Origin of the sequence: Actinomyces sp. zg296 (assembly GCF_009829695.1) — a bacterium.
Taxonomy (GTDB): Bacteria; Actinomycetota; Actinomycetes; order Actinomycetales; family Actinomycetaceae; genus Actinomyces; species Actinomyces marmotae.
In genome coordinates this window covers 463,269-475,904 of the sequence record NZ_VWPG01000002.1, presented here as the reverse complement: position 1 = coordinate 475,904, position 12,636 = coordinate 463,269, and the positions used below count along the sequence as shown (strand labels likewise).

The following is a 12,636-nucleotide window of genomic DNA, read 5'->3' as shown; positions in this document are numbered from 1 at the left end:
CGCGCCCGCCGCCGCGCCCCCGATGCCGCCATCATCGGCGCCCAGCGCCCCCACCCGCCCCGGGGCGCCGTCGAGCCCCGAGGAGATCCAGGCGGCGCTCAACGCCCGCCGCGCCGCCCTGGCCGCCGACGCCGAGGCCCTGGGCGAGCGCCTGGCGCCCGCGACAGTCAAGGCCGTCGTGAGCCGGAGGGCATCGGCCGCCCTGGCCGCCACGCGCGGCCACGCCGAGGAGGCCGGCGCCCAGGCGCGCTCCTTCGTCGACGCCCACCGGCATGACTCCCCCGCCCAGATCGCGAGGAGCGCCGCCATGCGCGTCAAGCGCTTCCTCGATGACGCGGCCGACGGCGATCCCCTCGCCCTGGGGGTCGTCTCCCTGGCCGGCATCGCCCTGGCCGGCTGCGGCATCACCAGTCTTGTCAGGCTCGCCCGGGCGGACCGGCGCCAGGCCTTCGCAACGGAGTGACAGGAGCAGCTTTGAACGAGCGGAGCGGGTCGGCGGCGCCGACCCCCGAGGAGATCGAGGCCCGACTGCGCGCGCAGCGCGAGGCCTTGGCTGGCAGCGTTGACGAGTTGGCGGCCCGCGTGGACCCCCGGGTCCAGGCGCGCGTCGCGGGCGAGGAGCTCAAGGAGCGCGCGCAGGAGACCGCCTTGGGCCTGCGCGAGCGGGCCGAGTCCCTGAGGGACCGCGCCTTGGAGACCCTGCATCGCGCCAGGGCCGGAGACGAGGAGGCGATCCGCTCCACCGCGACCGTCGCGGCGGTCACCGGCGGAGCCATCGCCGCGGCCGTATCCCTGGGGCGCCTGCTGCGGCATTGACCCCGCGTCCCCGGCGATCAGGCCCTCGCCGGAGGGCTCGGGAATCCCAGCGGCCGCGCCAGTCCCGTCCTCCGAGCGCCGAATGGTGCTCATGCTCGGTGACGATGTACGGTTGCCCCACGACACATTTGCCCATGCACGCGCGCGCCGTGAGCGCGCTCAGAGACACGTTGGAGGGGGTCGAGCCTATGGGGCGCGGCCGTCAGAAGGCCAAGGCGACGAAGGTCGCCCGCAAGCTCAAGTACTTCAGCCCGGAGACCGATTACGCGGCGCTCGAGCGCGAGCTCTCCACCGCATCGGGTCCTGAGGCCGACGACGAGATCGATTACGAAGCACTCGCCTCCAAATACGACATCCCGGACGAGGACGCCGACTGGGGTGCCCCCAGTCAGACGGCGCCCACTCACGGCGCTCGACGCCGCTGAGACCGCCTCGGGTCGCCACTGGCGCCTGCCTCCGCCGCATGCCCGCGGGCGCCCCGCTGATCGGCGCGCCCGCGGCGGTGGCCGGGCGGTGGCGCTGGGGCGTTCTCCCTGTCAGTGCTCACGCGGCCCCCACCGCGCTCCCAGGTTCGTCACCCTACGGTTGTCCCACTCTTGACCAGTTCAGGAGTCGCAGCCCGATCTCATGCGGGCGCTCCGGGTTGACGCGCCGCGCACGCGCCTGAGGCGCGCGGACGGGCCGCGTCGGCTGAGAGAGCCCATCTCGACGAAGGGAGACACTGTCGATGGCACACAAGGACGAGGCGCAGCCCAGCGGCTGCGGCGCCTCCGCGCCCCAGATCAGCCCTCTCAACGAGGCTGAGACCGCGTGGATCGACATGCTCGTGTCCCAGGCCGACCAGGCCGGGCTCATGGCGTCACCAGCCGCGCTCCAGGACTTCCTCGTGGCCGAGCGGACCGCGTGGTCGTCAGTGGCCCCCGAGGAGCGGGAGGACCCGAACCCGACCGTCTCCATGATCGGCGCCGCCCTGGGCCAGATGCTCGTCAACCAGTGCGGCCTCTCCTGGGCGCTGGTGACCGACGAGTACGGGACGGATGCCGCGGTGGTCGGCGATACCGGCCAGATCACCCTGTTCCCCATCAACGCCGTCGCCAAGCGCTGGACGGGGCAGAGCCAGGGGGACCTGGCCGACTATGTGGAAGGGACCCACCGCGCCATTGAGCGCCTCCGGCGCGCCGCGGCAACCGCCTAGCCAGGGGCGCCCCGCCCCACGCGCAGGACCACCGACGCCGTCGGCGTCACTCCCCTGACCCTGAGCAGCCGGCTCACCTCCTTGATGCGCGCGGCCCCTGATCGCGCGTAGAGCCGGGCCCCTGAGAACGGCGCCGGGCGCGCTGCTGCGCGCCCGGCGCCGTCATGCTCGCGGCCCGGCGGGCCAGTCCCCAGGGCGGGCCAGTCCCCCGGGCGGGCCCTGGCCGTCAGCGGCGCCCGTCAGGCCCGGTACTGGCCGTGGATGTCGACGGCGCCGCCGTCGACGCCCTTGGTGCCGGCCACGACGCGTCCACCGGGCGCGTACCCGGCGGCGTCATGGACGGTTCCGAGCGCCCAGGCCTCGATGCCCGCCTCCCGGCTGGCCGCCATGGTGGCCTCAGCGGCCTCCGGGGCCACCACCGCCACCATGCCGACGCCCAGGTTGAGGGTGGACTCGAGGTCATCCCAGGGCACCTGCCCCAGGGCGCGGACGAGGTCGAAGACGGGGGGGACCGTCCAGGAGGAGCGGTCGACGTCGCCGATGAGGCCGGCGGGAAGGACGCGGGAGAGATTGGCGGCCAGTCCCCCGCCGGTGATGTGGGACAGCGCGTGAACGCTCATCTCGCCGGAGCCGTCATCGGGGCTGACGCGCTCGAGGATGCTCAGGCAGGCGGCGGTGTAGAGGCGGGTGGGCTCGAGGAGCTCGGCGCCCAGCGCGCGCCCGAGCTCGGGGACCTCTCGGTCCAGGGACCAGCCGGCGTGCTCGATGACGCGCCGCACGAGGGAGTACCCGTTGGAGTGCAGGCCGGAGGAGGCCATGGCGATGAGCGCGTCCCCCGCGCGCACGCGCTCGGCGCCGAGGACGCGGTCGGCCTCGACGACCCCGGTGGCGGCGCCGGCGACGTCGTACTCATCGGGGGCCATGAGGCCGGGGTGCTCGGCGGTCTCCCCGCCCAGCAGGGGCGCGCCAACGGCGGCGCAGGCCTTCGCCACGCCGCGGACGATGTCGGCGACGCGCTCGGGGACCACACGGCCGCAGGCGATGTAGTCGGTCATGAGCAGGGGGCGGGCGCCGACGACGACGATGTCGTCGACGACCATGCCCACCAGATCCTGGCCAATGGTGTCGTGGATGCCGAGGGCCTGGGCGATGGCGACCTTCGTGCCGACCCCGTCGGTGGAGGTGGCCAGGAGGGGGCGCCGGTAGTCGCGCAGCCCGCTCACGTCGACCATGCCGGCGAATCCCCCGACGCCGCCGACGACCGCGGGCGTCATGGTGGCGGCCACAGAGGCCTTCATGAGTTCGACGGCGCGGTCCCCCGCCTCGGTGTCCACGCCGGCGGAGGCGTAGGTGATGCCGGTGGATCCTGTGGTGCCTGTGGTCCTCACTGGGGGTGTCCTTCCTCGGGGGCGGGCGCTGGGTCGGCGGGGCCGGCGCCCGCCCCGGGGCGGGCGCCGTCGGGGACGCGGATGGTCTGCGGCTGCGGGGCCGTGCGGCGCTTGGGGGCGGTGGCCCGGGTGGATCCAGTGGCGAGGTCCGGCATGGTGATGAGGTCCGGGCTGATGTAGCGCGGCGCGCTGGGCCGGGGCTCGGCGCCCTCCCGGCCCCGGCTGGCCGGGGCGAGGGAGGCGATGACGCCCTCCCGGGGCGGGGTGATGGGGTAGGAACCGGTGAAGCAGGCCAGGCAGAGCTCGTTGCCCGGCTGCCCGCTGGCCTCGATCATGCCGTCCACGGACAGGTAGCCGAGCGAGTCCGCGCCGATGGAGTCGCGGATCGCCTCCACGCTCATCGAGGTGGCGATGAGCTCGTCCCGGGTGGCGAAGTCGATGCCGTAGAAGCAGGGCCAGAGCACGGGCGGGGAGGAGATGCGGATGTGGACCTCGGCGGCGCCGGCCTCGCGGAGCATGCGCACGAGGGCCCGCTGGGTGTTGCCGCGCACGATGGAGTCGTCGACGACGACGAGGCGCTTGCCCTCGATGACCTCGCGCACGGGGTTGAGCTTGAGGCGGATGCCGAGCTGGCGCAGGGTCTGGGTGGGCTGGATGAAGGTGCGGCCCACATAGGCGTTCTTCACCAGCCCCTGGGCGTAGGGGATGCCGGAGGCCTGGGCGTAGCCGATGGCGGCGGGGGTGCCGGACTCGGGGGTGGCGATCACGAGGTCGGCGTCGACGGCGTGCTCGCGGGCGAGGATGGCGCCCATGGCGTTGCGGGCGGCGATGATGGAGCGGCCCGCGATGCGCGTGTCGGGGCGGGCGAGGTAGACGTACTCGAAGACGCATCCGGCGCGACGGGCGGCGGCGAAGCGGGTGGAGCGCACGCCGCCGCCGTCGATCTCGATGAGCTCTCCGGGCTCGACCTCGCGCACGAAGCGGGCGCCGACGATGTCCAGGGCGGCGGTCTCGGAGGCGACCACCCATCCGGCGTCGAGCCGGCCCAGGACGAGGGGGCGCACGCCGTGGGGGTCGCGGGCGGCGTAGAGGGTGTGCTCGTCCATGAAGACCAGCGAGTAGGCGCCGCGCAGCATGGGCAGGACCCGGCGGGCGGCGGAGGCCACGTCGGGGGCGGGGCCGTCGTCCTCGCCGCCCGCCGGGGCGCCATCGGGGGCCGGGGGCAGGCCCGGCCAGGCCTCGGCGCGATCGGCCGCGTGGTCCCAACCCGCGGGGGCGCCCGTGGCGGAGACGAGGTTCATGAGCGCGGTGATGACCGCGGTGTCGGTGGATGAGCCCCGGCCGAGCTCCCCGGTGAGGTCCTCGCCACTGGCCGCGTGGACGGCCTCCATGAGCTCGCGCGTGTTGGTGAGGTTGCCGTTATGGGTCAGGGCGAGGGTGGAGCCGGCCACGGGGCCGAGCATCGGCTGGGCGTTCTCCCACGTGGTGGCGCCGGTGGTGGCGTAGCGGACATGGGCGACGGCCATATGGCCGGCGAGGTTGGTCAGGACGGTGTCGTCGAAAACCTGGGAGACCAGGCCGAGGTCCTTGTAGACGCGGATGGAGGCGCCATCGGTGGTGGCGATGCCGGCCGACTCCTGGCCGCGGTGCTGAAGGGCGTAGAGCCCGAAATAGCACAGACGGGAGACCTCCTCCCCGGGGGCCCATACGCCGAAGACGCCGCACTCCTCGTGTATCGCGGGCTCGTCCTCGGCCCGCGGATCGACGGCGCTGGGGGCCGGCGCCACCGCGCCGGGCCCGAGGGCCGGGAGGCGCCCGGTGCCCTCCGAGCGCCCGGGCGCGCGGTCGCCCCGGCGGGGGGCGAGCGGACTGGTGGAGCGGAAGGACGCTGGCGTGGGGATCTCACCGTGACGCACGGCGGCATCCTGCCACACCCCGTCCTTATCCTCAGGCGACGGACCACATCGCGGCGGTCAGGAGGAATCCGATCAATCCGGCGATGGTCGACAGCAGCGTCCACGTCCGCAGCTCGTCGAGCTGGCCTGGTCGCGCACGGCGACGAGCACGACGTCGGCCCCGGAGGCGGCCTCGGCGGCGCCGGCCGACGGCCGCGGCTTCTCAGAGAGTCGTGTTGAGGGTCTTGACGACGACGGCGAGGGAGTCGTCGTCACCGACGTTGCCGGCGAACACGATGTAGGGGACCCCGGCGGCGGGGCCGTCCTGGGGCTCCCACAGCGAGATGATCCCCGGGAGCATGGGGCCGCGGACGATCGCCCGGCTGATGCCCAGGCCCTTGGAGGCGACATCGGATGAGGTGATACCCCCCTTGGCGATGACGAAGCGGGGGCAGCGCGCCGCAACGACGCGCTGGACGGCCTCGACGACGGCCGCTGAGACGCGCCGGGCGAAGTCGAGGGACTCCTCGGGGTCCCTCCCGGGCACGAAGGCCCCGCCGCGGCGCACGACGACGTTGCCCTCCGCCAGGGCGGCGGCGGCGCGGCGGGCGATGTCCAGGACGTGGGCGTCGCGTCGCCGCGGGTCGAGGATGGTGGGGACGTCGAGGACGAGCTCGGGGGTGGCGGTGGCCGCGCGCAGGGCGTCGACCTGCCGCCCCGTCAGGCCGACGTGGGAGCCGACGACGATGAGGCCGCCCCGAGCGTCGGTGGCCGGGGCCGCGCTCGCGGGCTGGGCCTGGTTGGGGGTGAGCGGGAGGTGGGGCCTCTGGCCGATGCGGGCGCGCACGAAGGGCGGTCCGACGCGGTAGACGAAGGTGGATCCCGCCTCCTCTGCCTTCTGGAGGGCCAGGGAGAGCAGCAGGAGATCGTTCTCCTCGACGCAGTCCACGGCGATGGGGGCGCGGTCCCGCGCGCCGCGCAGGGCCGCGACGACGGCGTCGGGGTCGGTGCGCAGCGTGGCCAGGTCGATGACGATGACGTCGCCGGCCGGCGTGGCGCCCCCGGTCTTCTCCTCGACCCAGGCGGCGAGTTCGGAGGAGCGGAACCCGAAGGTCTTGTCCCGGGCGAACTCGGTCTGGCCAACGGGGAGGTACCCGGTGGTCGGGGAGCCGGCGTAATGGGTGCCGTGGACGGTGATTCTTCCCGCGTCGGGGAAGGCCGGCGACAGGATGATGCCGTCGACGCGGGCGCCGTCGGCCTCAAGGAGGTCGGCGATGGTGTCGGGCTCGAGGGGGTAGTGGCCGCGCAGGGTGGAGTCCGCGCGGGAGACGAAGGCGACGGCGCGCCCGGTCGCCCGGGAGGCCTCCAGGGCGTGGGTGACGACCTCGGCGTTGACTTCGGCCGCGTCCTGGGCGTCCAGGGACCGCGAGTTGGTCATGACGTAGACGGCGGGGGCGCCGGTGCTCAGCGCCCAGGTGAGGTCGGCGACGCTCCAGCCGGTGACCACGGGCAGGTCGGCGATGGACTGGGTGCCGGTGGGGTCGTCGTCGAGGACGATGAGGACGCGGTTGAGTCCTTCGGTGATGGCGGCGGGGTCGACGCGGGGGCCCTCCGGGATCCCCGCGGTGAGCTCGTCGAGGGTGATCATGCTCGCTCCTTTGCGACAAGTCCTCTGATGAATATCTGGTGAGTATGCGGGGCGCGTCCGTGAGGACCGGGGACGGGGCGCCTCGGGCGGCGCGACTCAGGGGCCGCGGGGAGTTGGAAGGGCCGGGACGGCCGGGGCGATCGGGGCGCGGGAGAGCAGGTCGTTGCTCGTCTGCTCCATATGCGCCCGCATGGCCGCCTTGGCGGCATCGGGCGACCCGGCGCGCAGGGCGAACAGGATGCGCTCGTGCTGCTCGATGGCGTGACTCCTGACCTCCGGGTGGGCCGAGGTCACGAGCCTGGCGCGCATGAGCTCCTCGCGCAGCGGGGCGTAGGTGCCCACGACGAGCGGGTTTCCGGCCGCGTGGATGACCAGGCCGTGGAAGTCGAGGTCGGCCCGGGCGGCGGCCTCGACGTCGTCGCGCTGGTGGGCGCGGCGCAGATCGCCGATGGCGCGGCCCATGGCTTCGAGCTGGTCCGGGGTGCGACGAGCGGCGGCGAGCCCCGCCGAGCCAACCTCGAGCATGCGGCGCACCTCGAGCAGGGCCAGGCCGACCTCGCGCTCGTCACGGCGGGCGCGCTCGAGCATGAGCAGGCCCGCCAGGTCCGTCCAGCGGTCCGGGTCGACGACGTAGGTGCCCGAGCCCTGGCGGGAGTGCAGCACGCCGCGGGCGACGAGGACCTTGATGGCCTCGCGCACGGTCAGGCGCGAGACCTGGAGGTCCTCGGCCAGGGAGGACTCGGCGGGCAGCGCGCCGCCCGGCCGGTAGGTGCCGGCGACGACGCGGGCGAGGAGGGTGTCGACGATGACGGCGACGATGCTGACGCGGCCACTCATGGCGCCTCCCACCCCCTCAAGTCCTCAGATGACTTAATGTACGTTACGGCAGTCACACGTCACGCGCAAGGGGTCGCCCCGAAGTCCGCGCCGGGGCGGCGGCCGCGCGGCGGCGCGCGCTGGGAGAGGCGTAATCAGGCGGGCATGAGGGGCAGGTAGGAGCTGAGGTCGCAGCGCTCCCCCGAGGCCATCAGGGCCCCCGAGCCCGTGGCGTCCCCCCAGGCCAGGCGGCCGGTGGCCAGGGCTAGCCAGGTGCCTGCATCGGTTTCGACGACGCTGGGCGGGGTGCCGCGCCGGTGGGTGGTCCCGGCAACGGCCTGAGTGGCCCCGTAGGGCGGGACGCGGACCTCGACGCTGCGGCCCGGCGCGCGGGCGGAGAGCTCCTCGAGCGTGTAGCGCACGGCGGTGGCGAGCACCCGGCGGTCGACGGCGGCCGACGGCTCCCGGGCTCCCTGCCTCGCGCTGGCGCCGGTGGCGGCCCAGGCGCGGACGGCGGAGGCGCCGTCGGAGGGGTCGATGCGTCGTCGTGCCGGCATGGACTGAAGATACCCGGAGTGCCCCGGACGCGCGGAGCGCTCAAGACGGCCAGCAGGAGCGCCGCGATGGCGCCCCGCCGACGCGAGACGTCCCGGGCCCCGCTCGCGACGGCGAGCGGGGCCCGGGATGACGGCGGGGCGCAGGGCTCAGGCGGCGACCGCCGCCGCCTTGCGGTGCCCGAGGCCCTTGAGGACCACCACGAGCGCGGAGGTCACCACCACGCCGGCGAGGATCGCCAGGAGGAAGCCCACCACGTTGGTGATGGCGAAGGCCACGAAGAGGCCACCGTGGGGGGCTCGGGAGCCCACGTGCAGGGCCATGGTCAGCGCGCCGGTGACGGCGCCACCGGCCATGGTGGCCGGGATGACGCGCAGCGGGTCGGCGGCGGCGAAGGGGATGGCGCCCTCGGAGATGAAGGACAGCCCGAGCAGCCAGGCGCTGCGGCCGTTCTCGACCTCGGCCTTGGTGAACAGGCGCGGCCGCAGGAAGCTCGCCACGGAGACGGCCAGCGGCGGCACCATGCCGGAGGCCATGACGGCCGCCATGATCTCGAATGATGCGGTGGTGTTGGCGGCCAGGCCCGCTGTCCCGAACAGGTAGGCGGCCTTGTTGACGGGCCCGCCCAGGTCGAAGCACATCATCAGGCCCAGGATGACGCCCAGGAGGATGGAGGCGCCCCCCTCGGACATGGAGGTGAGCCCGTTCTGCATCCCGGTCATGATGCTCGCGAGCGGTCGGCCGAGCACGAGGTACATGAGCCCGCCCACGACCAGCGTGGTCCCCAGCGGGATGACGACGACGGGCATGAGCCCGCGCAGCCAGCGCGGCACGCCCAGGCCGGCCAGCCAGGCGGCGAAGTAGCCGGCGAGGATGCCGCCGATGAGGCCGCCGATGAAGCCGGCGCCCACGGCCTCGGCCACCACGCCCATGGCGAATCCGGGGGCGATGCCCGGGCGCCCGGCCAGTCCGAAGGCGATGTAGCCGGCGAGCGCCGGGACGAGGAAGCCCATCGCCGCCTTGCCGAGCAGGAAGAAGGCCCAGCCGAGGTAGAGGGGCAGGCCGGAGCGGTCCAGCGTGATCGTCTCGGTGCCGAGGACGTCGCCGGCCGAGTTCGTGATCGTGTGGACGAACTCGTGTCCGGGCAGGTTGGTCAGCGAGTAGTCGGTGATCGAGAACTTGCCGTAGAGGTTGGCGACGTCGTAGCCGGCGAGCAGGAACCCGAGGGCGATGAGCAGGCCGCCCGCCGCGACGAAGGGGATCATGTAGGACACGCCGGTCATGACGGCGCGCTGGAGGCGCCGGGCCCAGTGGACGGAGCCCTCGTCCTCCTCCGCGGCGCCCTGGCCGCCCGCGGCTCCGGCGGGGACGCGCTGGGCGGCGGGATCGTCGATGGCGGCGAGGGCCTGGTCAATGAGGCTCCCGGCGTCGTTGACGGCGGCCTTGACGCCGACGTCGATGACCGGCTTGCCGGCGAAGCGCTCGCGCCCCTTGATGGGCAGGTCGTGGGCGAAGACGACGGCGTCTGCGCGCTTGATGAGCTCGGGGTCCAGGGCGTCGATCTTGCCCGAGCCCTGGCCCTCGATGCGCACGGTGATGCCGCGCTCGGCGCCCGCCTGCTCAAGGGCCTCGGCGGCCATGAAGGTGTGGGCGATGCCGGTGGGGCAAGAGGTGGCGCCGACGATGACGCGCTCGCCGCCCGCGGGGGCCACAGCGGGGGCCGCGGCGGGGGCGGGGGCCGCAGCAGGAGCGCTCGCCTCCTCGGCGCTCGCGCCGTCCTTGAGCAGTTCGGGCTGGACCTGCTCGGTGACCATGCGGACGACCTCCTCGGCGCTTCCCGCGCTGCGCAGGGCGTCGGTGAAGTCGGCGCGCATGAGACCGCGGGCGAGCTTGGCGAGGAGCTTGAGGTGCATGTCGTCGGCACCCGCGGGGGCGGCAATCATGAAGATGAGGTCGGCGGCCTGGCCGTCGGCGGCGCCGAAGTCCACCGGCTCGGCGAGGCGGGCGAATCCCAGGCTGGCGGTGAGCACGTGCTCGGAGCGGCAGTGCGGGATGGCGATGCCGCCGGGGATGCCGGTGGGGGCGGTGGCCTCTCGGGCCAGGGCGTCGGATGCCAGGCCCTCGGGGGCGTCGGCCCGCCCGGCGCCCGCGACGACTCCGGCCAGGTGGGTGATGACGTCGCTCTTGTCGGAGCCGGGGGCGGCGTCGAGCGCGACGAGCTCAGGGGTGATGAGCGGCGCGGTGCCGCCGGTGTCGATGGTCTCGGTCATGGTGCTTCCTTGGATCGGTGGGTGCCGGGGGCCGGCGGATCGGGTCATCGGGTCGTGGGGCGTTGGTCGCCGGGGTCGGCCTCGCAGCCGGGCGCTCAGGCGAGCCGGGAGACGGCGGGCACGGCTCCCGGCAGGTCGGCGGGGGTGGGCAGGGTGGTTCCGGGCAGGGAGGCGGCCGCGGATCCGTAGAGCATGGCGGTGGCCAGGCGCTCGGCGGGGCCGTCCCCGCGGGTGTCGGCCAGGACGTAGCCGGCGACGGAGGAGTCGCCCGCGCCGACGGTGGAGACGACGTCGATGGCAGGGGCCGGGGAGTGCCAGGCTCCCTCGGTGGTCACGAGGACCCCCCCGGCAGGCCCGAGGGTGGCCATGACGGCGGTGACACCGCGGTCGACGAGGACGCGGGCGGCGTCGACGACGGGACCGAGATCCCCGGCCAGGGCGCCATCCTCCAGGGCCATGGCGCGCTCGGCGGGCAGTCCGGCGAGCTGGCCGAGCTCCTCGCCGTTGGGCTTGATGAGGTCGGGGGCGGCCCCCGGCAGGGCGGCGGCCAGGGCTGCGAGCGGGGCGTCCGAGGTGTCAACGGCGATGCTCACCCCCGTGGGGCGAAGCAGCGTGACGAGGCGGGCGTACCAGTCGATGGGGGCGCCGGGCGGCAAGGAGCCCGACAGGATCGCCCATCCAGAGCCATCAGCCCCGTCCGGGCCGCCCCTGACGGCCGCGAGCAGGGCCTCCTCGATGGCGGCGCGCTCAGGCCGGCCGAGCTCAGCTCCGGGCTCATTGATCTTGGTGGTGGTGCCGTCGGGCTCGGTGACGGCGGTGTTGACGCGCGCGGCGCCCGGCACGGTGACAGCGTGGACGGTCAGGCCGGGCTGGGCGACGGCCTCAAGGACGGCGCGCAGGGGGTCGTGCTCGGCGGCGGGCAAGACCGTGGTGGCCTCCAGGCCGGAGGAGACCAGGACGCGGGCGACGTTGACGCCCTTGCCACCGGGGTCGGTGACGACGCTGGTGAGGCGGTTGACGCCGCCGCGCACGAGGGGCCCTGGCAGGGCGACGGTGCGGTCGAGCGAGGGGTTGGGTGTGAGCGTGACGATCATGCGATGCGGACCTCGGTTCCCGTGATGGACAGCTGGCTGGCGAGAGGGTCGGGCAGGGGGGCGTTGGTGATGAGGAGGTCGACGTCGGCGGTGTCGGCGAAGGAGACGAGGTGCTCCTGCCCGATCTTGGAGGCGTCCGCCAGGGCGAGGACGCGACGCCCGGCCCTGGCCATGGCGCGCTTGACGGCCGCTTCATCCGGGTCGGGCGTGGACAGACCGTGCTCCGCGCTGATCCCGTTGGCGCCCAGGACGGTGACGTCGACCCGCAGGTGGGCGAGGGCGTCGAGGGCCTCCGGACCGACGGCGGCCTGCGTCATTCCGCGGACCTGCCCCCCTAGGACGCGCACGCTGATGCCCTCGCGGGGGGCGAGGAGCGTGGCGATGAGCAGGGAGTCGGTGATGACGCGCAGGTCGAGGCCCGTGGGCAGGAGGCGGGCGAGCGCGGCGGTGGTGGTCCCGGCGTCGAGGAGGATGCTCATCCCCTTGGCCGGCTCCAGGGCCGCGAGGGCGGCGGCGGCGATAGCGGCCTTGGCGGGGGCGGCGGCGAGTTCGCGCTCGGCGACGCCCGTCTCAGGGGAGGCGCTGACGGGGACCGGGACGGCGCCGCCGTGGACCTTGCGAAGGGCGCCGGCGCGATCGAGCGCGCCGAGGTCCCGGCGGATGGTTTCGACGGTCACGCCGTAGCGGGTGGCGAGCTCGGCGACGTGGACTCGGCCCTCGCGGGCGACGGCGGCGACGATGCCCGTCTGACGCTTCTCGGCGTTCATGTCGCCCTCCTCGACGACGCTGTCACGGATGCTCCGAGACCCAGCCAACGCCCGTTCGGGCATTGAATTCAGGTCTAGAAGCCCTATCAGGCATAACCGTACGCCCGTTCGGGCATTGAGTCATATGATCCATGTCACATTCCAGGCGGTGTGCGACGGCGCCCGCCACCCTGGGCGGGTGGCGGGCGCCGT

Annotated in this window: 12 protein-coding genes; 4 read left to right on the top strand and 8 right to left on the bottom strand. The window is 74.2% G+C overall.

Annotated features, from left to right (window positions below; translation table 11 throughout):
* The 4 genes from GVV76_RS02390 to GVV76_RS02375 all read left to right on the top strand — a co-directional run.
* Nucleotides 1-463: hypothetical protein (locus GVV76_RS02390; protein ID WP_236263157.1), on the top strand; the 463-nt coding region annotated here is incomplete at its 5' end.
* 11 nt (nucleotides 464-474) lie between these two features.
* On the top strand, nucleotides 475-816 hold the full coding sequence (locus GVV76_RS02385) for a DUF3618 domain-containing protein (protein ID WP_159624641.1): 342 nt from the start codon (nucleotides 475-477) through the stop codon (nucleotides 814-816).
* Nucleotides 817-1,004: 188 nt separating this feature from the next.
* Entirely contained in the window at nucleotides 1,005-1,241 is a 237-nt protein-coding gene (locus GVV76_RS02380) for a DUF3073 domain-containing protein (protein WP_159522918.1), read from the top strand.
* 302 nt (nucleotides 1,242-1,543) lie between these two features.
* Nucleotides 1,544-2,011, top strand: coding sequence for a DUF3806 domain-containing protein (locus GVV76_RS02375; protein WP_159624639.1), 468 nt, complete (start codon nucleotides 1,544-1,546; stop codon nucleotides 2,009-2,011).
* A 239-nt stretch (nucleotides 2,012-2,250) separates the two neighbouring features.
* Here GVV76_RS02375 and purM read toward each other — a convergent pair whose 3' ends face one another.
* The 8 genes from purM to GVV76_RS02335 form a co-directional block, all read right to left on the bottom strand.
* Nucleotides 2,251-3,399, bottom strand: coding sequence for a phosphoribosylformylglycinamidine cyclo-ligase (gene purM / locus GVV76_RS02370; RefSeq protein ID WP_159522874.1), 1,149 nt, complete (start codon nucleotides 3,397-3,399; stop codon nucleotides 2,251-2,253).
* Nucleotides 3,396-5,315 carry an amidophosphoribosyltransferase gene (gene purF / locus GVV76_RS02365; RefSeq protein ID WP_442858358.1) on the bottom strand — a complete coding sequence of 640 codons (1,920 nt, stop codon included), beginning with the start codon at nucleotides 5,313-5,315 and terminating at the stop codon, nucleotides 3,396-3,398. The genes purM and purF overlap by 4 nt, the downstream gene beginning before the upstream one ends.
* Nucleotides 5,316-5,517: 202 nt before the next feature.
* Nucleotides 5,518-6,942, bottom strand: a complete 1,425-nt coding sequence (locus GVV76_RS02360) for a four-carbon acid sugar kinase family protein (protein WP_159624637.1) — start codon at nucleotides 6,940-6,942, stop codon at nucleotides 5,518-5,520.
* Nucleotides 6,943-7,038: 96 nt separating this feature from the next.
* Entirely contained in the window at nucleotides 7,039-7,779 is a 741-nt protein-coding gene (locus tag GVV76_RS02355) for a FadR/GntR family transcriptional regulator (RefSeq protein WP_159624635.1), read from the bottom strand.
* Between the two features lie 134 nt (nucleotides 7,780-7,913).
* Nucleotides 7,914-8,315, bottom strand: a complete 402-nt coding sequence (locus tag GVV76_RS02350) for a sterol carrier family protein (protein ID WP_159624633.1) — start codon at nucleotides 8,313-8,315, stop codon at nucleotides 7,914-7,916.
* Nucleotides 8,316-8,462: 147 nt separating this feature from the next.
* Entirely contained in the window at nucleotides 8,463-10,583 is a 2,121-nt protein-coding gene (locus GVV76_RS02345; RefSeq protein ID WP_159624631.1) for a PTS fructose transporter subunit IIABC, read from the bottom strand.
* A gap of 95 nt (nucleotides 10,584-10,678) precedes the next feature.
* Nucleotides 10,679-11,677: a 1-phosphofructokinase family hexose kinase gene (locus GVV76_RS02340; RefSeq protein ID WP_159522864.1), complete on the bottom strand. Its 999-nt coding sequence runs from the start codon at nucleotides 11,675-11,677 to the stop codon at nucleotides 10,679-10,681.
* Nucleotides 11,674-12,444, bottom strand: coding sequence for a DeoR/GlpR family DNA-binding transcription regulator (locus GVV76_RS02335; protein WP_159522860.1), 771 nt, complete (start codon nucleotides 12,442-12,444; stop codon nucleotides 11,674-11,676). Before GVV76_RS02335 ends, GVV76_RS02340 begins: the two co-directional genes overlap by 4 nt.
* Between the last annotated feature and the right edge of the window lie 192 nt (nucleotides 12,445-12,636).

Excerpts from the sequence above, each read along its gene's own strand:
- GVV76_RS02335 (WP_159522860.1), bottom strand. The coding sequence starts at position 12,444 with ATGAACGCCGAGAAGCGTCAGACGGGCATCGTCGCCGCCGTCGCCCGC.
- GVV76_RS02360 (WP_159624637.1), bottom strand. The coding sequence starts at position 6,942 with ATGATCACCCTCGACGAGCTCACCGCGGGGATCCCGGAGGGCCCCCGC.
- GVV76_RS02380 (WP_159522918.1), top strand. The coding sequence starts at position 1,005 with ATGGGGCGCGGCCGTCAGAAGGCCAAGGCGACGAAGGTCGCCCGCAAG.
- GVV76_RS02345 (WP_159624631.1), bottom strand. The coding sequence starts at position 10,583 with ATGACCGAGACCATCGACACCGGCGGCACCGCGCCGCTCATCACCCCT.
- GVV76_RS02355 (WP_159624635.1), bottom strand. The coding sequence starts at position 7,779 with ATGAGTGGCCGCGTCAGCATCGTCGCCGTCATCGTCGACACCCTCCTC.
- GVV76_RS02340 (WP_159522864.1), bottom strand. The coding sequence starts at position 11,677 with ATGATCGTCACGCTCACACCCAACCCCTCGCTCGACCGCACCGTCGCC.
- GVV76_RS02350 (WP_159624633.1), bottom strand. The coding sequence starts at position 8,315 with ATGCCGGCACGACGACGCATCGACCCCTCCGACGGCGCCTCCGCCGTC.
- GVV76_RS02375 (WP_159624639.1), top strand. The coding sequence starts at position 1,544 with ATGGCACACAAGGACGAGGCGCAGCCCAGCGGCTGCGGCGCCTCCGCG.